Origin of the sequence: Ligilactobacillus pabuli, from assembly GCF_022836475.1 — a bacterium.
Lineage (GTDB): Bacteria > Bacillota > Bacilli > Lactobacillales > Lactobacillaceae > Ligilactobacillus > Ligilactobacillus pabuli.
This window is the reverse complement of the sequence record NZ_BQXH01000001.1, coordinates 17,834-42,138: the sequence shown is the minus strand read 5'-3', so window position 1 is coordinate 42,138 and position 24,305 is coordinate 17,834. Positions and strand designations below refer to the sequence as shown.

At 38.4% G+C, this 24,305-nt stretch carries 22 protein-coding genes, 1 tRNA gene and 1 other annotated feature; of the genes, 2 read left to right on the top strand and 21 right to left on the bottom strand.

Annotated elements, in window-relative coordinates; genetic code table 11:
- Positions 1–12: 12 nt before the first annotated feature.
- The 11 genes from efp to LPAF129_RS00150 form a co-directional block, all read right to left on the bottom strand.
- Positions 13–570: an elongation factor P gene (efp, locus tag LPAF129_RS00200; protein ID WP_244053802.1), complete on the bottom strand. Its 558-nt coding sequence runs from the start codon at positions 568–570 to the stop codon at positions 13–15.
- Positions 571–745: 175 nt separating this feature from the next.
- Positions 746–1,807 carry a M24 family metallopeptidase gene (locus LPAF129_RS00195; RefSeq protein WP_244053799.1) on the bottom strand — a complete coding sequence of 354 codons (1,062 nt, stop codon included), beginning with the start codon at positions 1,805–1,807 and terminating at the stop codon, positions 746–748.
- A gap of 159 nt (positions 1,808–1,966) precedes the next feature.
- Positions 1,967–2,248, bottom strand: coding sequence for a 50S ribosomal protein L27 (rpmA, locus tag LPAF129_RS00190; protein ID WP_244053797.1), 282 nt, complete (start codon positions 2,246–2,248; stop codon positions 1,967–1,969).
- A 25-nt stretch (positions 2,249–2,273) separates the two neighbouring features.
- A complete protein-coding gene (locus LPAF129_RS00185) occupies positions 2,274–2,597 on the bottom strand; it encodes a ribosomal-processing cysteine protease Prp (RefSeq protein ID WP_244053794.1) in 324 nt (107 codons plus the stop codon).
- 24 nt (positions 2,598–2,621) lie between these two features.
- Positions 2,622–2,930, bottom strand: coding sequence for a 50S ribosomal protein L21 (rplU, locus tag LPAF129_RS00180; RefSeq protein ID WP_244053792.1), 309 nt, complete (start codon positions 2,928–2,930; stop codon positions 2,622–2,624).
- 17 nt (positions 2,931–2,947) lie between these two features.
- Positions 2,948–3,025: a sequence feature (ribosomal protein L21 leader region), on the bottom strand.
- A gap of 414 nt (positions 3,026–3,439) precedes the next feature.
- Positions 3,440–3,513 (bottom strand) — tRNA-Arg (locus LPAF129_RS00175).
- A 126-nt stretch (positions 3,514–3,639) separates the two neighbouring features.
- The gene (locus LPAF129_RS00170; RefSeq protein WP_244053790.1) at positions 3,640–4,113 is read right to left on the bottom strand and encodes a hypothetical protein; all 474 of its coding nucleotides are present in this window, start codon (positions 4,111–4,113) and stop codon (positions 3,640–3,642) included.
- 11 nt (positions 4,114–4,124) lie between these two features.
- Positions 4,125–5,120: a hypothetical protein gene (locus LPAF129_RS00165; protein WP_244053789.1), complete on the bottom strand. Its 996-nt coding sequence runs from the start codon at positions 5,118–5,120 to the stop codon at positions 4,125–4,127.
- Complete coding sequence (locus LPAF129_RS00160; protein WP_244053787.1) at positions 5,113–6,003, bottom strand: exonuclease SbcC; 891 nt, start codon at positions 6,001–6,003, stop codon at positions 5,113–5,115. Before LPAF129_RS00160 ends, LPAF129_RS00165 begins: the two co-directional genes overlap by 8 nt.
- Positions 6,004–6,160: 157 nt before the next feature.
- Entirely contained in the window at positions 6,161–7,168 is a 1,008-nt protein-coding gene (locus LPAF129_RS00155; protein WP_244053785.1) for a hypothetical protein, read from the bottom strand.
- 148 nt (positions 7,169–7,316) lie between these two features.
- The gene (locus tag LPAF129_RS00150) at positions 7,317–8,480 is read right to left on the bottom strand and encodes a hydroxymethylglutaryl-CoA synthase (protein ID WP_244053783.1); all 1,164 of its coding nucleotides are present in this window, start codon (positions 8,478–8,480) and stop codon (positions 7,317–7,319) included.
- A 244-nt stretch (positions 8,481–8,724) separates the two neighbouring features.
- Between LPAF129_RS00150 and LPAF129_RS00145 the strand changes: the two genes are divergently transcribed.
- Positions 8,725–9,006, top strand: a complete 282-nt coding sequence (locus LPAF129_RS00145) for an acylphosphatase (RefSeq protein WP_373875015.1) — start codon at positions 8,725–8,727, stop codon at positions 9,004–9,006.
- Between the two features lie 129 nt (positions 9,007–9,135).
- Positions 9,136–10,068: a membrane protein insertase YidC gene (yidC, locus tag LPAF129_RS00140; RefSeq protein WP_244053780.1), complete on the top strand. Its 933-nt coding sequence runs from the start codon at positions 9,136–9,138 to the stop codon at positions 10,066–10,068.
- A gap of 62 nt (positions 10,069–10,130) precedes the next feature.
- Here yidC and LPAF129_RS00135 read toward each other — a convergent pair whose 3' ends face one another.
- The 10 genes from LPAF129_RS00135 to rpsO all read right to left on the bottom strand — a co-directional run bounded on the left by LPAF129_RS00135 (position 10,131) and on the right by rpsO (position 24,253).
- Positions 10,131–11,693 (bottom strand): HAMP domain-containing sensor histidine kinase, encoded by a 1,563-nt coding sequence (locus LPAF129_RS00135; RefSeq protein ID WP_244053778.1) that lies wholly within the window; start codon positions 11,691–11,693, stop codon positions 10,131–10,133.
- Positions 11,693–12,379, bottom strand: coding sequence for a response regulator transcription factor (locus LPAF129_RS00130; protein WP_244053776.1), 687 nt, complete (start codon positions 12,377–12,379; stop codon positions 11,693–11,695). Before LPAF129_RS00130 ends, LPAF129_RS00135 begins: the two co-directional genes overlap by 1 nt.
- Before the next feature lie 203 nt (positions 12,380–12,582).
- Positions 12,583–14,004: an NADP-dependent phosphogluconate dehydrogenase gene (gene gnd / locus LPAF129_RS00125; RefSeq protein ID WP_244053774.1), complete on the bottom strand. Its 1,422-nt coding sequence runs from the start codon at positions 14,002–14,004 to the stop codon at positions 12,583–12,585.
- Positions 14,005–14,156: 152 nt separating this feature from the next.
- Positions 14,157–15,404 carry an ATP-dependent Clp protease ATP-binding subunit ClpX gene (clpX, locus tag LPAF129_RS00120; RefSeq protein ID WP_244053771.1) on the bottom strand — a complete coding sequence of 416 codons (1,248 nt, stop codon included), beginning with the start codon at positions 15,402–15,404 and terminating at the stop codon, positions 14,157–14,159.
- Between the two features lie 155 nt (positions 15,405–15,559).
- Positions 15,560–16,876, bottom strand: a complete 1,317-nt coding sequence (tig, locus tag LPAF129_RS00115; protein WP_244053769.1) for a trigger factor — start codon at positions 16,874–16,876, stop codon at positions 15,560–15,562.
- 208 nt (positions 16,877–17,084) lie between these two features.
- A complete protein-coding gene (gene tuf, locus LPAF129_RS00110) occupies positions 17,085–18,272 on the bottom strand; it encodes an elongation factor Tu (protein WP_244053767.1) in 1,188 nt (395 codons plus the stop codon).
- A 200-nt stretch (positions 18,273–18,472) separates the two neighbouring features.
- Positions 18,473–19,405, bottom strand: a complete 933-nt coding sequence (locus LPAF129_RS00105; RefSeq protein ID WP_244053765.1) for a hypothetical protein — start codon at positions 19,403–19,405, stop codon at positions 18,473–18,475.
- 20 nt (positions 19,406–19,425) lie between these two features.
- Positions 19,426–21,129 carry a ribonuclease J gene (locus tag LPAF129_RS00100; protein WP_244053764.1) on the bottom strand — a complete coding sequence of 568 codons (1,704 nt, stop codon included), beginning with the start codon at positions 21,127–21,129 and terminating at the stop codon, positions 19,426–19,428.
- 442 nt (positions 21,130–21,571) lie between these two features.
- The gene (locus LPAF129_RS00095) at positions 21,572–23,791 is read right to left on the bottom strand and encodes a polyribonucleotide nucleotidyltransferase (protein WP_244053762.1); all 2,220 of its coding nucleotides are present in this window, start codon (positions 23,789–23,791) and stop codon (positions 21,572–21,574) included.
- A gap of 192 nt (positions 23,792–23,983) precedes the next feature.
- Complete coding sequence (rpsO, locus tag LPAF129_RS00090) at positions 23,984–24,253, bottom strand: 30S ribosomal protein S15 (RefSeq protein WP_244053760.1); 270 nt, start codon at positions 24,251–24,253, stop codon at positions 23,984–23,986.
- Positions 24,254–24,305 lie beyond the last annotated feature (52 nt).

Below are 24,305 nucleotides of genomic sequence, written 5' to 3'. Positions count from 1 at the left end.
TCCTTAGTCAAATTAGGCACGGGAAATGTATGTGCCATCAACTGTATTAATTGTCAAGGTGTCACCTTCGTTAACGAAGAATGGAACTTGCACAACTAAACCAGTTTCCATTGTAGCTGGTTTAGAACCACCTGAAGCTGTGTCACCTTTAATACCAGGTTCAGTTGCAGAAACAACCAAATCTACAGTATTTGGTAATTCAACTCCGAGTGTTTCTGTACCATACATGATCACACTAACAATTGTGTTTTCCTTCAAGAACTTCAATTCATCTTCAATTCGTTCTGCAGGTAATTCTAATTGTTCGTATGTTGTTGTATCCATGAAAACATGGTTGGTGCCATCAGCATACAAGTATTGCATTTTCTTGCGGTCGATCTGTGCCTGGTTAATTTTTTCACCGCCACGGAAAGTTTTTTCTTGGATCGCACCTGTCCGTAAGTTCTTTAGCTTAGAACGAACAAAAGCAGAACCCTTACCTGGCTTAACATGCTGAAATTCAATCACACGCCATAATCCACCATCAATTTCGACTGTTAAACCAGTCTTAAAGTTATTTACTGAAATCATTTTATAAAATCCTCCTTGGCTTTGTGCCCTTATCTTCCGAAGCTAATTTTTAAAAGTCTTATCTTCTTATTTTTACGTGAAATTCGCCCTTTGTCAAGCAAGGCCTTACTAAAAATAACGATAGTTACATATTCTTTACTGACCACTGATACTTTTAGTAACTTAGCCTGAGAAACTAAAGTTCGAGATAATTCTTGTTACACTTGGTCAAAACTTCGGAACCGGTTGGAGTCACTAACAAATCATCTTCGATTCTAATTCCACCAACACCCGGAACATAAATTCCTGGTTCGATGGTAATAATTTCACCAGCTTGCATCACATCATTAAAGCGTTGACCGACATTGGGCAGTTCATGAATATCTAAACCGATACCATGTCCCATACCATGATTAAAGTATTTACCATAACCAGCTTTTTCAATGATCGAACGACCGGTATGGTCTAACTGAGCACCAGTCACACCAGCTTTAACAGCTTCGATCGTAGCCTGTTGTGCTTCAAGCACTAATTGATAAATATCTTTAACCTCTTGGCTTTGCTGCCCTAGGCTAAACGTCCGGGTAACATCTGAAGTATAGCCATCCACAAAGTAACCATAGTCTAATGCAATTAGGTCGCCCTGAACTATTTTACGCGAAGTTGCTGTCCCATGTGGCCAAGTTGTATGCTCACCACTGGCAGCAATCGTTTCAAATGATTGGGCTGAAGCGCCATGCTTTTTCATGAAATAATCTAGATCATTAGCAAGATCAAGCTCTGATTGTCCTTCTTTTAAATTATCAATTACAAATTTAAAACCATCATCAGCTAACGCACAGCTCTTTTTGATCAGTGCAATTTCTTCATCGTCTTTAATTGCACGTAATTCTTCAACAAAGCCGCTAAAAGGAACGATATCAGCAACTGATGTCTCATCTAACAGATCATAAGACGCATAATCCAAATTATCTTCAAAACCGATTGCGTCAAGATGCTGTTTAGCTGCGATATCACAAGCAGCTTTTAAATATTCTCTCGTGATTACAGCATTCCAATCAGGATTCTCAACTTTAATCTGTTCTTCAAACCGAGAATCTGTAATTAAATACTTGTCTGTGGAAGTAATTAACAGCAAGCCTTCATCACCAGTAAAACCGCTCAAGTAATAGATATTTAACGGATCAGTGACTAAGAAACCATCGATTTTGCTTTCAAGAAATTTTGTGCGTAATTTTTCTAATCTAACATCGGACATTATATCAGGCCTTTCATTTTTTGTTACCATTTAAGTATAACAGAAAGCTTAACTCAACACATAATATCAGTAACGAAAATATCACTATTATATTTTTTATTGAAAAAATAAAAAAACCAGGACCCCAAAATGGAATCCCGGTATTAACAGCTTGGTTAATTATTCTGCTGTAGGATAAACCGAAACTTGTCTCTTGTTACGGCCCTTACGTTCAAATTTAACAACACCGGCTGAAGTAGCAAACAATGTGTCGTCGCCACCGATCTTAACGTTCATACCTGGGTAGATATGTGTACCACGTTGACGGTACAAAATTGAACCACTTGTGACAGTTTGACCATCGGCACGTTTTGCACCCAAACGCTTAGCTTTTGAGTCACGACCGTTAGAAGTCGAACCGCCCCCTTTATGATGGGAGAAGAACTGTAAATTCATTAACATAACACGAGCACCTCCTAGTTGTTTATTAATCTTCTATAGTTATATATTCTTGATAATTATCAATAATACTACGAATCCCCAGCTCAAAACTATTTAATAATAATTGAGCAGCCGGTTTTTTAGCATCAGCCTGGCTTAAAGTTACCTTAAGATAACCGCCATTTTCATCGTCTGAAACGACTTGTGGTTGCACAAGCGCTAATTGCTCCAAACTATTCACGGTATTGATTGCTAAAACAGAAACTGCAGCACAGACAATATCATAGCCATACTCTCCAGAATCAGCATGTCCCTGAAGCAAATAACCGCAAACAATATCATTCTCTGATAAAAAATGGGTTTTGATCATTTAACATGCAACTCCTTCAACTTGTTAGGCGTTGATAGCATCGATAACAACCTTTGTATATGGTTGACGATGGCCTTGTTTTGTATGAGAATGCTTCTTAGGCTTGTACTTGAAAGTAACAACCTTTTTTTCTCGACCTTGTTTTTCAACAGTACCAGTAACACTAGCACCATCAACAACTGGTGTTCCAATGACAGTCTTTTCACCGCCAACTAAAACAACTTCGTCAAATGTAACCTTGTCACCTGCGTTAGCAGCCAACTTTTCAACGTAAATTGCGTCACCAGCTTCAACTTTATATTGCTTACCGCCTGTTTTAATAATTGCGTACATCTATGTGCACCTCCTTGTATTTGACTTAGACTCGCCGTAATGTAGTGATCCAAAAACTGGATGCTTAAACTTAAAACGTGCGGTTGTAGTTGTGACATGCACAAATACAACGTACATATGTTAGCAAAATTAACGGTCTGAGTCAACAACTTTATTCGAATTTGTTAATTTTTCTGTTTTTTCTAGACATTATCCCCATCCAATATCAACTTAAGCATCGGCCAATATCCTATTACTATATAAAAAACTCTCTATAATTACTTGTACCATGTTAAACACTCTTCATCCACCGTAAAAACTTCATCTACTTATTTACTGGGGAACAATCCATAATTTCTGCACGAAAAATAGCCAGTTTAACAATTGATCCAGGTCGAATTTTGTTGATAAAAAAGTGCAACGAATTTAAATCCCCCATTAATTACCTTTATTTGCCTTTAATAAAAAAATAGAAACACCGATTTAACAGTGTTTCTACGTGGTTGAGCTATATTTAAAGTTGTTTATTATGATTCGGGAGAGATTCGAACTCTCGACAATCCGCTTAGAAGGCGGATGCTCTATCCAGCTGAGCTACCGAACCAATACAAGTATTATTATAAGCTAAGTTCTAATATTATGTCAAACAAAATTCAATAATTTTTATCAACTAAATTGTAATGAAAACAAAAACTCACCCCAACTAGGATGAGTTTAATTAAAACTATCATTACAGTGGTTCTATCTCATAAGCCTTAAAAAAGTGTTTTTCAATTGTTGATTCTGATAAATTCAGATCCACCAAGCCAAGCTTTAAAAACATATGCCATGCGTGGACCAGGTCATCGACCTGATGTTTAAAATAAGCATTCTGCACTTGTTGTTCCAAAATTAAGTACATGACATTATAAGACTTAGTTTGCCATTTATTTTGAATCTGCGCAATTTGTTCATCAGAAATCAAAAAACGATCCATCACATTCTGGCTGCTAGCAACTAATAAAAAGCGCCCGGCTGTCTGACAATATTTATCTAAGAGAATATCTTGGTTTTCACCTTGACTAGCGACCAAAACCTCGCTTAACGAAATTGTTAAATCAGCAAATAAGGCAGCTTGTCGCTCTTTTTCTGAAAAATTAGTCAGTTTTAAATATGATTTGGCTCGAGAATTACGAGCCGCAATACTCATTTCATTAACTTTCACTACTTTGTCCTCTAATCAAAATACCTGGGATCAACTTTAATTTCAAGTAAATTCAAATTATCTAAATACCAATCACGAATAAAGTCATAGTTAAATAGTAAATCAAACCAGGATAGCTCTTCATCAGAATCATTAACATTGATGACCCATTGTTCTTGTTCAGTCATTCCTAACTGAGCCTCATCACCAAAAGTAACTATCAAGCCTGGCTTTAGCTCTAAGATAGCTTCGCCATTAACGCCAGCCTTTAACATGTGTCCTGCCTTAGATGCAACGACGAACAGCTTATCTAGTGATTCGGCTGGTAAATCGGCCTTAATGACTGGATACATTGCTGAATTTGATTGATCCAAAATATTAAAATCAACATCGAAACCAAAATCTTCTTTAAATAGGTGGCCAATTTTAATTAACAATAAGACAAACTTCTTAACTGTTGGATAAACAAATTTTTTCTGGTAATCGACTACCAATAAAGAAGTAACTGCCGTAGCATTAAATTTTAAAATATGTTTCGAAAAGTTCACATAAAATAACCGTGCTTGTGACTGCCGTTCAACATAATATGCCCCACCAGCATTTTGTGCATCAATTTGGAAAGTAAAATATCCAGCAGCATTGATCCCTGGAAATTCATGATATAGTTCATGATGACGATCACTAGATTGTAAAATTAGCTGATTATTCTGATGCTGTTGCAATAATCTACTCAGGAAAATCAAATAAAAATCAGCTTCACTATATTGTTGCGGGAAAATTAAAAAATCGGAATTTAAACGGTAATCAATTAGCTGTGTCACGGCATCTAATAGTTCATGCGGATCATTGGTTTGAATTAACTGGTCCAAAAGAGCAGTAAATTCTAATCCATTTTGCAAACTTGACTTAAGTTCACCATTAAAATTTTGTAACCGTGTGGTTGTACTAATAGCTTGATCGACTACAACCGTTTCAACTGTTCCATCGGGTTGGAAAATAACTGTTGGATTTTCTGTTGTATTATTCATCAGCATTCACCTGCCCTCTGGTAGCAATTAAATGTGCAATATAATCTCGATAGAGAATTTCATTTTGCTCTTCAAAATTTTTAAAATCACCAAATTTGGCTACAATACTTTGTTTTTCATAACTTAATAAAGTATCTTCCTTAGACAATTCTAGGATTTTATTTTCATTTTGCCGAATTTCTTGGTAGGCGTTGTTCGATAACTCATCAGTTTCAGTCAGTTTAGTTAACTGATCGATCAATGCTTGCTTTTCTTCTTTTTGCCGATTTGCTTCCCAAGGCATTACCTTTTCTTGAGAAATTTGTTTAATTTTGGCCCTTAACTCTGCTTTTTGTTGATCTCTTTGGTCCTGAGTATCGATCAATTCTTGCAGTTCATCGTTTTCCAGCGAAATTTTTTGAATTTGATCAGTATTTAATCGTTTTTGTTGATGATCCAGTTCAAAGGTCCGTGCTAATTTACGATACTCACTACTATCAAAATTAAAACTCACATTTAAAACATCAAGCGTGCCAAATAAACGCCGTCCCCACCAATTTCCAAAGAAAAATTGATATTGGCCTTCACCAATTTCTTCAAAATAAAAAAACGGATAATTTTTGTGTAAAAAGTTAATTAGCTTTTGACTCAAGAATGCACTTAGCTGGTTATGTAAATCCACCACCAGCGCCTCATTACTTGGGTCGGCAGAAATATGTCGTGCTTGTTGGATTTCTTGTGCATATTTTTCAGAATTAATCAATTGGTATACTAACCGATCATCTTGTTCCTCTAACGCTTGATGCAGCGTTTGAAGATAGCGACTTTTATTAACGACTGCCTGCACGACTGTCGTAGTTGCAGTATCATGATCAGATAAAACAAATTCATTATTATTTGCCATGTTAACCTCTCCTAATGTAGCCAGTTGCTCCAGCTACTAATCTATTGCTTTTATTGTTGCATAGATGGTTAGCAAGTTCAAATGTATTGAATTGAATGTATCTAAATTCTCAGTCTTTTGGATCTCAAACATTCATCTTTTAACGACCGACTTAGTTTTAGCCAAAATTTGACTTAAATTTGAGCCGTTTTTCATGTCCGCCATTTCCTGGCAATATTTGACTTAACAAATCTTTAATATCAATGACCTCAAATGATTTGCCAGCATGTCTAATGGCTCGTGCGGTTGCAAAATCATCGGTTCCTTTGATTTCATCATTAACTACACGGAGCTTAATATTTTTAGTTGACATTTTTTCTAGTAAGAAAATTATGAAATAATATCTTTCAGTTAAAGATTGCGTTTTTGGTAAACAATGCAGTAGTTGCGACTGCCGTACAATCACTCCCTGTAATCCTGGTTTTAGGATTTGTTGACAAATATCAGCATAATACATAAATCTGTCGATGCGCTGAAATACTTGTCCTTTTCGCTTATTACCATTCAATAGATGGTAAAACGAGTAATTTCTGCCATCGCTTAGAAATAACAACTTATGTTTGCCAAAATTAACGCCTAACCATTGATCTGCGTGCTTTTGCGGCTTTTCAAAGGGCCAGCTGCTATAAATCCGCGTGCGATAATCAGCTCCTACTCGATAAATAAACATAAAAGCAATTTTATTGAAACAATGTTCCCACTTACATTCAATTGGCACCGTCCCTAATCCAGGCAGCAAGAGTAAATTATTAACTAATAGCGCTTCTCCTTGGTCCTTAGTGAATAAACAACACAGACCATGTTCTGCGACGAAACTGCTAGAAAAGCCGCTAATTTCATTAATTTCAGCTAGGTATTTCGCTTGATTTTCACTACGATAATGGGCTAAAGTCCCTACCACCGTACTTAATGCTAAGCTAGTCAAATGATGCCGACTTCGATTTTCAAAGCGGTTTAAAATCTGCCTGCTTTTTTCTACTAAAACACCATCCGTATCCGTCTTTTGGTAAAACTTATTCATTTCACGGATCACGTTCCTGCTTAGCTCAAAACACCCATTGATCAAATCAATTTGTTCTCCTTGCGGATAGATCATTAAATCGTAGTACTCTTTAACATCTGACATTCTTTCCACTCCTTATCAATTTGTAAATTAAACTCTACAAAGAGTAGATACGCAAAAAAATCGATTTTTGACTTTTTTTTGCCAACTTTTTTTAAATTTTTTTGAAAATCAAAAAAAAAGCCGCATTTTAGCGACTTTTTTCATTCTTTTAACGTTTTAAATATTGAAGCTGGTGGTCTTGAATTCCAGTTAACACATAAGGTGCTGGATCATCTTCGATTGGAAGCTGCATTCCGTTTTTCACGTTTAATCCAGCCTGATAAATTTGCTCATATTCTGCAACACTTACTTCTTGCCGCTGCGCTAGCATTGTAGCCACAGTTTGATCGTTAGCTAAGGCTGTAAAACCATCTTGCAAAACACCACTGAAAAATTCACCTTGTGCGCCTGAACCATAGCTAAACAACCCAATTCGCGACCCACTTTGTAGTTTAGTGCTATTCTGCAATAACGATAATAAACTCAAGTAAAGTGAACCAGTGTATAAATTACCTACGTTCCGATTATACAGACGAGATGCCTCAAATTCTTCAGTCAAAGATTCAGCCACCTCAGGAGTTGCTTTTTCGGTCACAAGTCTCAGCGCTTTCAAACCCATTTTAGTGTAAGGTAAATGAAAAATTAGCGCATCGAAATCAGCACTGGTCAAACCCGTTTGTTTGACATAATCGGTGTAAACCTCTGTAAAGAAGTCTAAATATGCTTGAGACGAATATTTACCTTCTACCAGGGCTTCTTTTCTATCCAACGGACGCCAAAAATCCATGATATCTCGTGCTAGATATGTGGTCTTAGGATCAAATGCTAGAATTGACGGATCCACGCTGAGCAACACTGCAACCGCTCCGCCGCCTTGCGTAGATTCCCCAGAAGTTTTTAACCCATACCGAGCAATATCTGCACCAAAAACTAGTACTTTTTTAGTGGGATTTAAAGTTAAATACCCACGAGCCATTGCAATTCCTGCAGTTGCACCATAACAAGCTTGTTTAATTTCAAAAGCCCGAATTTTTTCTGACAAGCCCAGTAAATCTGCAGCATAAACCGCTGCCGATTTAGAATTATCAATACCAGATTCAGTTCCAAAAATCACTAACCCAATCTCTGCTTTATCTTCAGGAGTCAAAATTTTTTCTGCTGCATTACAAGCAAGAGTCACCACATCTTGAGTCGTAGGAATGACTGCCATTTTGCTTTGTCCCAAACCTACTAAATATTTTCCTGGTTCCTCATTTCTTGCGCGCGCTAGTTTGGCCATGTCAACGTACAGGTTTGACGTCGCAAAACCAATTTTATCGATCCCAATCTTCATTTCAGTTTACCTCTGTTTCATTACTTTTTTTACCTAATACCCAAGTTAATCTTAACAATTTTTCTAACTATTTAAGTGACTAACTTAACTCTTTAGGTTAATGATCTAAATTGACTTTCCTATTATAACGTACTTCTAAGCCAACTGGCAAAATTCTCTACCTAAACTTACTAATTTTTTCATTAATTGCTCGCTTATGTAATTGGTTAGTAATCTGTAGTATAATATTGGTGAATATTAGGAGGTGCTTAGATTGAAAGCAGTAAAAATGACAGTCTCTGGTATGGTTCAGGGAGTTGGTTTCAGATACACCGCCAAAATTTTGGCTGACCGTTTGGACGTCAAAGGAATCATTCGTAATTTGATGAATGGCGACGTTTACATCGAAGCTCAAGCCGATGAACATCAGTTACAACAATTTATTACAGGAATTAAAAATTCGCCTTCACCTGCTGCTCGAGTAGACCACGTTGCATTAACCGAGATTCCTCAAAGCAACTACCCGGATTTCGCAGTCGTCTATTAGCAAAAAGCCGTCTTTAACCGGGCGGTTTTTTTCTTCCCCATAAATTGGCCTTGCTTCCATTCGTTTGTAGAAACCATAGATAGTTTGTGGTAGTATAAATATTGTATTTCTTAACGAAAGGAACTTAAAATGAACAAAAAGAAAATCAGTAAACTTTTACCACTCTTTTTGCTGCTAGTTGTTTTTCTGAGCGGTTGTGTCCGCCGAACATCAAGTGGTAAACCGTATGGTTGGATTTACGATAACCTAGCAATTCCCACTCAGCATCTCCTAATGTGGCTCGCACAGCAGTTAGGCAATAATCTGGGCTGGGCAATTATCTTGATTACCTTTATTGTCAGGCTGATTTTAATGCCAGTTATGTTGAATCAATCGCGCAAGTCAACTATTCAACAGGAAAAAATGGCTGTGATCCAACCTTACATGAAAGACATTCAAGCTCGTACCAAAGCAGCACAAAGTCAAGAAGAACAAGTTGCTGCTAACCAAGAACTAATGGCTCTGTACAAAGACAACAATATTTCAATGACTGGTGGAATTGGGTGTTTACCACTACTGATTCAAATGCCAATTTTTGCAGCTTTGTATGCGGCAATTCAATATTCGCCAGAACTATCTAGTTCTTATTTTTACGGAATCAACTTAGGTCAACGCAGCTTTGCGTTAGTGGCTTTAACCTTTGTCATTTATGCCCTTCAAGGCTATATGTCATTGATTGGTTTAAGTCCTGAACAGAAAAAGCAAATGCAAAGCATGTTACTGATCAGTCCAATTATGACTGCTGGGATCACTTATATTTCCCCAGCCGGATTAGGATTATACTTCTTCGTGGGTGGAATTTTTGCCTGTTTACAAACGTTGATGATCTTGTTCATGCGACCTCGCATCAAAAAGCAAGTCGCTGCAGACATCAAAGAACATCCATTGAAAGTACCTGCTAAGAAGCCTCGTCCTGTTACTCCAACCGGGACTGAGAAGGAATCTCAACCATCAACACAACAAGAAGAAATTCATCAAAAGAACCGTCAGCGTAATGCTGGTAAACAGCAGCATCGTAAATAAAAAAGAAGTATGCTTAACACTACTCAAAATGAGTAATTGCTAAGCATACTTTTTTATTGCTATTATTTTTTATTCTTTTTAGTTGTTGGTTCTGTCTCTTTTTGTTGTTCAGGTAAAACTAACGGCAAAGAAATTTTAAACAAGGAGCCTTGTCCTTCAGCACTTTCGACCGTAATTTTTCCATGATAACCTTCTAACAGTCGTTGTGCAATTGACAATCCTAATCCATTACCGCCTTGTTCCCGACTCCGGGCCTTATCCACACGGTAAAAACGATCAAAGATCCGTTTAACATCTTCTTCAGGAATACCAGCGCCAAAGTCTTGCACGACCAACTCTGCATACCGGTTGGTCTTTGCCAAACTAACGTAAATTTCTTTGCGTTCCCGGGTATATTTAACCGCATTATCCATCAGGATCACAATAATTTGTTCCAAATGATTCCGATACATCTTAACTAACGTTTTGTCTTTTAATTCATTATCTAGGACAAAATGAAAATCAGGATGGATCATTTCAAAATTTGAAAAAGTCTGTAAAGTTATTTCACGGATATCACTAGTTTCATGACCGAACTGCACATTGACTTGACCTGCACGAGAAAGATCCAGCATCTCTTGTACAAGGCTTTCCATCCGCTGAATCTCTTGTAAGGAGGCCTCAATAGACTCAGACAGAACTTGCGGGTCATCTTTACCCCAGCGGTTTAAAAGGTCCATATGGCCCTTAATTACCGCAACTGGGGTCCGCAGCTCATGTGAAACATCTTCCACAAACTGGAGTTGATGTTCAATATAGCCCTGCATTTGATCTAACATATCATTAAACAATTCGCTCAGCTCTGAAAGTTCGTCATGCTGGCTCATCGGAGGAACACGCACAGTTGCAATTGCCTTTCCTTCATCTCCAGCGCTTAACTTCCGCATTGCATCATTTAGCGCTTCGATTGGACTTAATAACCAAGAAGAAAGGCCCAAGCTCAGTAAAGCAATGGCTAAGCCTGCTGTGATTCCAAAGACAACAAAAATCAACAGTAACTTGTTACGTGTTTGATCATAATCTTTTAAAACATTAGTAACTTGAGCGTAGCCAATCACTTGATGGGTTGAACGAGATCTGACCGGCCGACTAGTAACAAAGACATGATTTTTACCATTATTTACAACTTCATCATTGTTACTACCTGCTTTTTTAAAATGATAAGGAACATCGCGTGACGCAAAAATTAAGTCACCAGACAAATTATAGATACTAACTGTCAAATTCTTCCGCGCTAAAGAAATAAAAGCTGCATCAGAGTATGGTGCGGGAGCATTTTTACCGTTTTCCTGCTCGTTTGGACCAACATCGTATGAGAGAATTTTTTTAACATGCTGTGAGTCTAATTCCTGGTCACGATTTTCTAAGCGTTCGGAGGCGGTTGATAAAGCATTATAAGAGTAACTTTTTTCTTGTCGTAATAAAATACTTGAAAAACTTTGAAACAATAAAATTGAAAAGATCACGAAAATGAATAAAACGCCAATTCCTGTGCCGACCGACCATTTTACTTTTACTGAAATAAAGCGTTTCTTGTTATTGCTGCCATTTTCTGATACTGACTTTTTGTTTTTAAGAACTTCCATTACGAACGCATTACGTATCCAGTTCCACGCACAGTTTGGATATAACTATCTTCACCCGGCCGATCGATCTTGTTGCGTAGATATCTGATATACACATCAACAACATTAGTTTCAATTTGTGACTCGTAGCCCCAAACCTTTTTCAACAATACATCACGTGCCAAAACAATGTTTACGTTTTCCATTAAAGCTAACAGTAATTCGTATTCACGTTTTGTTAACTCAATAATTTCATCCCCACGACGAACAACCCGATTTTCTTTTTCAATCGTCAAATCGCGGTAAGTGACCGTTGTCTGTTTCGATGAATTTTGTTCGCTTTCCAAGTCAATTCGCCGTAACAAAGCTCTTAAGCGCGCCAACAGTTCTTCAATTGCAAATGGTTTAACGATGTAATCATCCGCACCATGGTCTAACCCTGAAACCCGGTCGATTACAGAATCACGAGCTGTCATCATGATAATTGGTGTGTTTTTTGCCTGACGAACACGACGGCAAACTTCCAAGCCATTCAATTCTGGTAACATTAAATCTAGCAAAATTGCATCCCAATTTTCGTTTAATGCTGATTCTAACCCTTCGCGGCCATTTTTGCACACTCGAGTTGTATAGCCTTCATGTTGTAATTCTAGTTCAACGAAACGCGCAAGATTTTTTTCATCTTCCACAATTAAAATATTACTCATTAATTCGCACTCTCCTAAACTGATTCTCCAGTCTTTATTTTTAAATCTCCAATTGTCTACAAATGCAATTTTAACATTTTATTCGCTAAAATTACACATCTAACGGTCAACTTAGCCAATAAAAGCTCAGTTTTTCTCATTAAAATTTGAGAACAAAAAAACTAGACGTGAGTTTTACGCCTAGTCTTCTTGTTTAGTTCTAATTATTCTTCATGGTACCATTCATAATGGAAGATACCTTCTTGGTCATTACGTTCATAAGTGTGTGCACCAAAGTAATCACGCTGTGCCTGAATCAAGTTAGCAGGTAAAACAGCTGAACGATATTGATCATAATAAGTGATCGCACTAGTGAAGCCTGGTGATGCCACTCCTGCTTGAACAGCTAAAGCAGCGACGTCACGAACTGCACCCTGATACTTTTCAGCAATATCTTTAAAGTATGGGTCAAGCATTAAGTTCTTCAAATCAGGTTGTCCTTCAAAAGCATCGGTGATTTTTTGTAGGAATTGTGCCCGAATAATGCAGCCTTCACGCCAGATTTTAGCCATATCGCCATACTTCAAGTTCCAGTCATAATGTTCTGAAGCAACTCGTAACTGTTCGAAACCTTGAGCATAACTCATGATTTTACTAAAGTAGAGTGCTTGACGAATTTTTTCGATATACTCCTGTTTTTGAACCGTTGATAAATCAAAATCAGGACCGTGCAAAACTTTGCTGGCTGCAACACGTTCGTCTTTCAAAGCAGAAATATAACGTGCATATACAGATTCAGTGATCAGAGATTGTGGAACACCTAATTCCAAGGCACTTTGTGAACTCCACTTACCTGTTCCTTTATTACCGGCACGATCTAAGATCTTATCAACGATTGGTTCACCAGAGCCCAAATCATCGGTCCGTGTCAAAATTTCAGCGGTAATATCAATTAGGTAACTGCTTAATTCGCCTTGTTTCCATTCGTTAAAGGTATCAGCAATTTCTTTCGTTGACATTTGTAAAACATTACGCATCAAGTTATAACTTTCAGCAATCAATTCCATATCGCCGTATTCGATCCCATTGTGGACCATCTTTACATAGTGACCAGCACCATTTGGTCCAACATACGTGACACATGGTTGCCCATCTTTAGCTTTAGCAGCAATTTGTTCTAAAATTGGGCTAACTAAATCATAAGCTTCTTTTTGACCGCCTGGCATCAATGAAGGGCCTTCTAACGCACCTTTTTCACCGCCAGAAACACCCATACCAATAAAGTTAATGCCTGAATCTTCTAATTCCTTGTTCCGTCTAATTGTATTTTCAAAGAAGGTATTCCCACCATCAATCAAAACATCGCCTTTTTCAAGGAATGGCAGTAACCCCTGAATCGTTGCATCCGTTGGTTGACCTGCTTTAACCATCAAAATAATTCTCCGCGGTGTTTGCAATGAAGCAGCAAAATCTTCAAGCGAGTAGCTAGGCACCAAATTTTTATCAGGATGATCCGCAACAGTTTTTTCAGTCTTTGAAGAAGTCCGGTTAAAAATTGCGACTGAATAACCTCGACTCTCAATATTTAAAGCTAAGTTTTTACCCATTACGGCCATGCCGATTACACCAATTTGTGCTTTATCCATCACTGTAGCCTCCTAAATGTTTCTCAAAAATTACATCTCTTCGTCAAGCATAGCAAAAATAAAAAAATAAATAAAGTAAATTGAAATCTTTATCCTAAAAAATTTTGCATTTAGACAAAACAACGACCCGTATCCACGAGTCGTCGCCTTAGCTATGATGCTTTAACATCTTTTTTCTCAATGCGCGGTTTTTCTGTCCCTAAGACAGTATTTTTAGTGATGGAAACCTTTTTGATATCTTCATGACTCGGGATATCAAACATCACATCACGCATGGTTGCTTCAATAATTGAACGTAAGCCACGCGCTCCGGTGTTTCGATCAATTGCTAAATGCGCAATCTCTTTCAAAGCGCCTGGTGCAAAATGCAAGTTAACATCATCCATCTTCAACAGTTTCTGATACTGCTTAACCAAAGCATTCTTTGGTTCTGTTAAGATCCGAACCAAATCATCTTCGTCAAGTTTCTCTAATGCTGTTAAAATTGGCAAACGTCCAATAAATTCGGGAATCAAACCGAATTTTAATAAGTCTTCTGGAATAATTTGCTGCATTAAGCTCTTACTTTCATCAAAATTCTGGTGGGAATCGGCTCCAAAACCAATTGTTTTGTCGCCTAAACGATTCTTGACCATAGTTTCAATTCCATCAAAGGCACCGCCAACGATAAACAAAATGTTAGTTGTGTCAATTTGAATAAATTCCTGTTGTGGATGTTTACGACCACCCTGTGGTGGAACATTAGCTGTTGTTCCTTCTAAGATTTTCAACAGTGCTTGTTGAACACCTTCACCTGAAACGTCACGAGTAATTGAAACATTTTCGCTCTTTTTTGCGATCTTATCAATTTCATCAATATAGACAATTCCATGTTCAGCGCGCTCAACATCGTAATCAGCATTTTGCAATAATTTAAGCAAAATGTTTTCCACGTCTTCACCCACATAACCTGCTTCGGTTAAAGTTGTTGCGTCTGCAATGGCAAACGGAACATTTAAGATCCGTGCCAAATTTTGCGCTAAAAATGTTTTCCCTGAGCCAGTTGGGCCAACTAAACAAATATTACTCTTTTGTAATTCAGTTTCATCATCATCGGCTGTCATCGCTGAATTAACGCGCTTGTAATGATTATAAACAGCGACAGCTAAAGTCCGTTTTGCTTCTGTTTGACCAATTACATAGTCATTTAACAAATCAACAATTTCTTGTGGTGTAGGGACTTTCTCAAGATCATGTTGTACTTCAGACTTAGTTTCTTCATCCATAATAGACTGTGCTAAAGCAACACACTCATTACAAATATAAACGCCTGGTCCAGAGATCATACTCTTGACTTGGCTTTCTGATTTACCACAGAATGAACAAGTTACTGGTCCATTACCATCCATGTTTTCATACATTAAATATCACCCTTGCTTAATAATTAAGCTAATTCTATCAAACTTAGGCTAAAAAGGCGAATAGTTGGCTTATTACCTGCTATTCATCCATGTGCCTATTAAAAAATCACGGCTGACCAGCATGGATCACCGTGATTCTTTAGTTTTAAACGAAATTATTCTTCGTCTTTCTTTTCGTCTGGTTTGCGTGTCTGCTTAGCAGAGTCAGCAATTTCGTCGACAACTTTTCTAATAGCAATGTCATGTTGTAACATATCGTTAGATAAAGCGTCACGAACAACGTTTTCTTCCAAACCATATTGGCCAGCAAGATCCTTAATTTCAGCTGAAATTTCATCTTCACTAGCTTTAATATCTTCAGCCTTAACGATTGCTTCTAAGACTAAGTTAGTCTTAACGCGTTTTTCTGAACCTTCAGCAAAACGAGCATGTAAGTCTGCTTCAGAAGTACCTGTTAATTGATAGTACATATCAGCATTGATTCCTTGTTGTTGCATGCTTGACATGAATTGATCCATCTGACGATGAACGTCTTCTTCAATCATAGCTTCTGGAATTTCGCCAATCTTAGCATTGTCTACGGCATAGCCGATTGCTTCGTCTTCGATGGCACTCTTAGCTTCAGCAACCTTTTTAGCCTTCAAGTCTTCCTTGATCTTAGCTTTGAGTTCTTCAAGTGTGTCAACATCTTCGTCAACATCCTTGGCAAATTCATCGTCAAGTTCTGGTAATTCTGTTTCCTTAACTTCATGGATCTTAGTTGCAAAAACAGCATCTTTACCAGCTAAATCAGCAGCTTGATAATCTTCTGGGAAAGTTACTTCGACAGAAACTTCTTCACCTGACTTGTGACCAATTAATTGATCTTCAAAACCAGGGATGAAAGAGTTAGAACCAAGTTCTAATGATTGATTATCACCTTTGCCACCGTCAAATGGTACACCATCAACGGAGCCTTCGTAATCGATCACAACTGTATCGCCTTTTTCAGCGGCAGCGTCTTCTTTCAAAACCAATTCAGCTTGTTGTTGACGTTTGTTTTCCAATTCTTTTTCAACATCAGCTTTCAAGACACGTGTTGGGTGTGGAAGAACTTCAAGATCCTTGTATTGACCCAATTCAACTTCTGGTTCAACAGTCACTTTAGCACTCAAAACCCAAGCGGAGTCCTTCTCCATTGATTCAACATCAATTTCAGGTTGATCAACAGGTTTGATTTCAGTTTCTTTAACAGCATTTGAATATTCTTCAGGCAAGATAGCATTTAAAGCATCTTGGTAAAGTGATTCTTCGCCGAACATTTTGTTGAAAATCTGACGAGGAACCTTCCCCTTACGGAAACCTGGGACATTCAAAGATTTTTTAACACGGTCAAAGGCAGTGTCTAATCCTTCCTTGATTTTTTCAGGCTGGATTTCAAAGGTAAGTTTACCGTTGTTTGTGCCTTCTTCTTTATTCCATTTTGCAGACATTATTTTCCCTCCGAGCAAATAAGTTTGTACAATTTATTAATTGCATACTCAATTAGTGTAACCTACAAAAGCCGAAATGTAAATGTTTCAGAGCAAAAAGTAGTAATATTCAGCTTTTTTAAAACAAATTTTTCACTTCAACTCATGTTTAGTTTAAAAATATCGAAAAAAAGAGTCCGAGCAACGCCCGGACTCTTTGAAAAACTGATTAGTCGTCGATTTCGGAAACGACACCGGCACCAACAGTACGGCCACCTTCACGAACAGTGAATTTAAGGCCTTTTTCGATAGCAACTGGTGAAATTAATTCAACAGTAAATGTTACGTTGTCACCAGGCATAACCATTTCTACACCTTCTGGCAATTCGATCACACCAGTAACATCAGTGGTATGGAAGTAGAATTGTGGACGGTAGTTTGAGAAGAATGGTGTATGACGTCCGCCTTCTTCTTTTGACAAGACGTAAACTTCACCCTTGAACTTCTTGTGTGTTTGGATTGAACCTGGTTGTGCCAAAACTTGGCCACGGATAACTTGTTCACGGTCAACACCACGAAGCAAAGCACCGATGTTATCGCCGGCTTCACCAACATCAAGAGTCTTACGGAACATTTCAACACCAGTAATTGTGGTCTTGATAACGTCATCGCGTAAACCAACGATTTCAACTTCGTCGCCGACCTTAACTTGTCCACGATCGATACGGCCAGAAGCAACAGTACCACGGCCAGTGATTGTGAAGACGTCTTCGACAGGCATCAAGAATGGCTTGTCTGTAGGACGGTCTGGAGTTGGGATATATTCGTCAACAATATCAAGTAATTCTTGAACATGTTTTTGTTCTTCTTCGTCACCTTGTAAGGCTTTAAGAGCAGAACCACGAACAACAGGAATATCATCACCAGGGAAGTCATATTCGCTCAAAAGATCGCGAACTTCCATTTCAACCAAGTCAAGTAATTCATCATCATCGACAAGGTCTGTCTTGTTCAAGAAGACAACGATGTATTCAACACCAACCTGACGCGCAAGCAAGATATGTTCACGAGTCTGAGGCATTGGGCCATCAGTTGCGGCAACAACCAAGATAGCACCGTCCATCTGAGCGGCACCAGTGATCATGTTCTTAACGTAATCAGCATGTCCTGGGGCATCAATATGAGCGTAGTGACGTTTTTCTGTCTCATATTCAATATGAGAAGTGTTGATTGTGATACCACGTTCTTGTTCTTCTGGGGCTGCATCAATTGATGAGTAGTCCTGGAAATCTGCCAAACCTTTTTCAGATAAAACTTTTGTAATAGCAGCTGTTAAAGTTGATTTACCATGGTCAACGTGTCCAATTGTACCAATGTTAACATGCGGCTTTGTTCTTTCGTAATGTTCTTTTGCCATTAATACGAACCTCCTGTGATTTTACAAAGAAAACCCGCAATAATTTGCCGATAATCCTTTGATTTTAATTATACTACTTCTTCTCCATAATTCCAAGCATTATGAAATGCTTAAAACTATAGATAGAGAAGAATCCTTGAATTATTATATAGATAGAAATTCCATTTGTAAATACTAAAAACCAAAAATTTTCAAGATTTTTATTTTTTTAGCTCTTTTTTTCCTGGCTCCCACTCAGAAATGCTATTTTCTAATTGTTCAGCCAGTTTTTTATTAGTTTCAGATTGATCCAATAAAACCTTGTCATTTAAAAAGATTGCATACCACTGCTCCAATTTTGAATCGATACCATCATAAATTGGATAAAGCAGCATCAGTTTCAATGTGATTTCATCCAAAACCTTCTGCGCTAGATCAACTCTTCGCTCAAACTTAACGGCCACCATTTTTTCAAAAGCATGATAAACTTGCGTCTCTTCCAAGGCCAATAATTGGTTTGGCATAACTTGAATTTGTTGATGTTCAAACGTCAGGTAGTTAATTGCTTGCCCCACTTGTAGTAAACGAAGATCATTTAAAAAGGCTGCCCGTACCAAGGGATGAACATTTTCATCAACTAATGCCGCCTGCACAGCTTTTAAAAAATCTCTTTTTGAAAGCTGGCGGGATTGTTTAGCTATAGCTCGTTGCTTAAGCGGCTGTTCTAAGCCCAGATACTGAAGTTTCTTTTTTACCTGTTCTAATTGTTCCTGTTTTTGCGTTTGATAGACTTCAGTTTCTGCTTGCAAAGCAGCAAAGATAGTTTGACTTTCCATCTCAGTCATATAGCTGCGAATGTTTTCTAGCAGCTCGGTTACAATTAATCCTTGCCCCGCAAAAACAGCCACATGGATATACCTAATTAAGCGATCATCTTCAGCCAAATAACTATTGATATTTTCTTGTGCCACTGCCAACGCAGTTTCATATTGACCGGTCCCGGCCAACGCTTCCACATACAAATAATTTTGGCGACTAGTTTGATGCTGCTCATAAAGTTCCGCGAAAAGCGGTACGGCAACAACATAGTTGTGCTCAGCTAGCGCTTGTTCAGCTTGTTGCTGTTTTTGATTTCTAAGCTCTTCTTCTGACATACAGTTGTTTCACCATCACTTTATTTATCAGCAACTGGTTTTTTCTTCTTGTAATGACGATGCTGATTTACTTCCATGATAATTGGCAAAATAACTGGGTGACGATGTGTTTGTTCATACAAATAATGATTCAAATTTTCGCGAATATCTTGTTTCAAATGGCTCCAGTCAAATTCTTTATTATCCAGATTATCCTGAACGACCTTAGTGACAATTGAAGCACTTTCTGTCATCAAATCACGACTAGCTTTAACGAACACAAATCCACGGGAAGTTATTTTTGGAGCATCAATAATCTTGTGTTTTTTACGATCGATCGTTACAACGGCAATAAAAATTCCATCGTCTGACAGAACTTTACGGTCACGTAACACAATATTACCAATATCACCGATTCCGCTCCCATCGATCATCGTGTTGCCAGCGTCAATTGAAGAGCCAATAATCATTTTGTTTTTAGCGTATTCCAAAACATCCCCATTTTTTAATAAGAAAATGTTTTGTGGTTTGATCCCAACTTGTTCTGCAGATTCAGCATGGGCTGACATCAGGCGGTATTCACCTTGAATTGGCACCAAATATTGTGGATGCAACAAGTTGATCAACAGTTGGAGATCACGTTTACTAGCATGACCGGATGAATTGTATTCATCGGAAATTGCCTTCACTTCAGCACCAGCACGATAAATCATGTCGCGTGTTTTAGCAACCTTTGTATCCATTGCATGCGAAGGTGTTGTGGTAATAAAGGCTAAGTCGCCTTCTGCTAAATTAATTCCTTTGTACTTGCCAGTTGCCATCCGGTACAAGGATTTCAATGGTTCTCCGGCCCGACCAGTTTCCAAAATAACTAGTTTTTCTGGTGAAACCTTATCCATTTCAGCTGGTTTAACCAACATACCCTTCTTTGGTAAGTGCAATTTCTTCATTTTTAAGGCAGTGTTGACAACTTTTTCTGCATCAAAACCAGTTAAAGTGACTTTTCGATCACTGGCAGCTGCTGCATCAAATACTTGTTGAACTCGCAACAAATTAGAAGCAACACAGGCGACAATGACCCGTCCTTGATGATATTCCATCGTTTCATTGATCAAATCAGCAATCACATGTTCATCCACTGGTTCAGCTGGATTTTCAGCATTGGCTGAGTCACTCAATAAAGCTAAGACACCTTCTTTACCAATTTCAGCTAAACGTCCAAAATCTGTTTGATAGCCTGCACTGGCAGTTTGGTCAAATTTAAAGTCACCAGTATAAACAATATTTCCTTGCTTAGTTTTAACGACGATTCCTAAGGATTCAGGAACTGAATGCGTTGTGCTAAAGAAAGAAACTGTTGCACTTTCAAAGTCAATTTCGGTTTCAGCATTAATTACGTGAAAATCTTTAAATTTCTTAGAGATACTGTCATTTTCACACGTAATTTTAGCCAGAGCAATTGTTAGTTCTGAACCAAAGACTGGAACATTAAATTCACTGACAAAATACGGCAGTGCTCCTATCGCATCCGCATGTCCATGAGTCAAGAATACACCAACAATCTTCTCAGAATTTTGTCGCAAGTATTCAAAATCAGGAATCACTGTATCGATCCCTAATAGTTCGTTTTCAGGATATTTCAATCCACAGTCGAGAATAAAAATTTCATCCCCAACTTCAACAATATACATATTTTTACCATTTTCTCTGACACCACCAAGTGCCGAGATTTTTATTTCACTCATTTCTTCACCTCACTTAATTATTTGTACCCAAGCCGACTCGCCCGTGTACCACTACTTAAAAATTCTCCAATTCAAGCAGACATTCTGTCATATCAACATGAATTTCTTCAAGCAAAAGTCTGAGTAATTTTTGCCGAAACGCTGACTATCTCTAGGCATTTTACACAGCTTCACTATTAACACTCACTACCAACAACTAGTAAGCTTGCTGCGTAATTTTAACCATAAAATTAGTGTACGTTACTGTAAAAGTTTGTCTCACTCCACAACTCAGACCTTTAATTACTTCCTAAAAACACAATTTAACTACCCCATCCACTGATTTACTGAATTTTAGACGGTTAAATTTCAGCTCCATGTCTTTTAATGATACATTATAACATACTTATCGACTTAGTCAGACCTAAACGGACTATTTTCTTCGTGTAATCGCTTTTATCATTTAATGGTCATCATTTTGTTTGATCACAAATTGAGGTGTATTTCTGCGATTTCTGTCACCTTTTTTTACCGGTCTTTTGTGCGAATTTGCGTGATAATTTTTTTGTGGCGCCGTTGTCGACTGAGTATTCGCTAATAAGGCTCGGTGCGAAGCTTTGATTCGATTGTTCAAATCAACCTCAGTTACCTTAACCTCAAGCTTTTCACCAATTGTGACAACGTCGCTCACTTGATTGACACGTTGATTTTCCAACTGTGAAATATGAACCAAGGCCTGCTTACCTTTGAATAACTCCACAATTGCTCCAAATTTTTCGATCCGGATCACCGTTGATTCATAAATTTCACCGACCTTAACCTTCTTAGTCAAACGCTTAATGATATCTTCAGTGCGATCGATCTCATTTTGTTCGCTAGACATGATGCGAACTGTCCCGTCTTCTTCAATATCAATCTTGACACCAGTTTCGGCAATGATCTTATTGATCGTTTCCCCACCTTTACCAATGACCACTTTAATTTGGTCTTGCTCGATTTGCATTGTCTCAACCTTAGGTGCATACGGCGAGAGTTGTTGACGCGGTGACGGAATCTCTTTTTCGATCACATCCAGGATTTCAAGACGTGCTTTTTTAGCCTGTTGCAAGGCTTCTTTCAAAATTTCACGGTCAACCCCATCAACTTTAATGTCCATCTGTAAAGCTGTGATGCCTGTTTTAGTGCCAGCGACCTTAAAGTCCATATCGCCCAAATGGTCTTCCATCCCTTGAATATCTGTTAAGATCGTATAATTGTCGTCATCCTTAACTAACCCCATCGCAATTCCCGCAACTGGTTGTTTAATTGGAACACCCGCTGCCATTAACGCCAAGGTTCCGGCACAGATGCTGGCTTGTGAGGATGAGCCGTTTGATTCAAGCACATCTGCGACCAGTCGGATCGTATACGGGAAATCTTCAGTACTTGGAATTACTGGCAATAATGCCCGTTCACCCAGCGCACCGTGTCCAATTTCACGGCGACCCGGTGCCCTCATTCGACCAGTTTCCCCCACTGAAAATTGTGGGAAATTATACTGATGAATAAAATTCTTAATTTTTTGTTCACCTAAGCCATCGATCGTTTGGCCTTCCGAAAGCGGTGCTAAGGTCAGCGTTGACAACACCTGTGTCTGTCCACGCGTAAACAGCCCCGAACCGTGCACTCGTGGAATATAATCAACTTTGGCAGTCAGCGGTCGAATTTCATCCACAGCCCGGTGATCAGGACGGATTTTTTCAACTGTGATCAATTTTCTGACGATTTTTTTCTCGAGTTCATCTAAAATTTCCGACACATCTTCCAAAATTTCGGCTTGCTCTGGCTGCATTTCAGTTTGCACCGCGTAATGCTCAAGGATCATCTGTTTAACCGCACTAATATTTTCGTCTCTGGCTTGTTTATCAACCGTTAAAATCGCAGTTTTTAACTGTTCTTTTGCTTGCGCCGTCACTTCTGCAGTTAAGTCTTGATCAATCTGTTCGGCCACAAATTCAGCTTTAGGCAGCCCAATTTCAGCGATAATTTTTTGCTGGAACTCACATAATTTTTTAATTTCGGCCTGTCCAAACTCCAAAGCATCTAACACAGCAGCTTCGCTAACCTGGTCACAACCAGCTTCAACCATATTGATATTATCAATTGTGCCAGCCACTGTGATATCTAGAGCTGAGACTGCTTTTTGCTCATTTGTAGGCGCAAGTACTAGCTGACCATCCACCTGTCCAACCTCAACTGCCGCGGCAGGTCCATTAAATGGGATATCCGAGAGTCCTAAGCACAGTGAACTGCCAAATAAGGCCGCTAGCGCTGGTGAGCAGTCAGGTTCAACACTCAGCACCATGTTAGTCACTTGAACTTCATCTTTAAATTCATCCGGAAAAAGCGGACGCAGCGGGCGATCGATCATTCGTGCAGTTAAGGTCGCTTCATCGCTAGGTTTACCCTCTCGCTTAATAAAGCCGCCAGGTATTTTACCAGCAGCGTATTTTCTTTCTTCGTAATTAATAGTTAACGGAAAAAAGCTCGCATTTTGAGCCGCTGGTTTACTAACCACCGTTGACAAAACTGTAGTTTCGCCAAAACGAATCAGTGCTGCTCCATCAGCTTGCTTAGCAACCTCGCCAGTTTCAACCGTTAAATCATGTCCTGCTAATTTGATAGTATATGTATTTTTAGCCATACTCTATCTCCTCCATATTTTTATTTAAGCCTTGTTCATATTTACCTTTCTAGTATACAATTTTTGAAACCGCTTTTATATGTTTTACAGTAGAATATTTTGATTTCCTGGCAAATTAACTAACAACTACGCCCTTTTTTAAAAAAAAGGCAAAAAAAAAGAAAACCACCGCAGTGATTTTCCATGAAAATTTTAACGACGTAATCCAAGGCTTTGGATCAAGTCACGGTAACGATGAACATCTTCATTACGCAAGTATGCTAACAAGTTACGGCGATGACCGATTTTCTTTAACAAACCACGTTGTGAAGCGTAATCCTTCTTATGTTGACCGATATGTGCGTTCAATTCATTAATATCTTCTGTTAAGACAGCGATTTGAACTTCAGCAGAACCTGTGTCGCCTTCATGACGAGCATATTTCTGCATGATTTCGTTTTTCTTTGCTTTTGAAATTGCCATTAGTAATTTCCACCCTTCAAATTTTTGTCCCCCAGACCGGGTTAAGCGACGG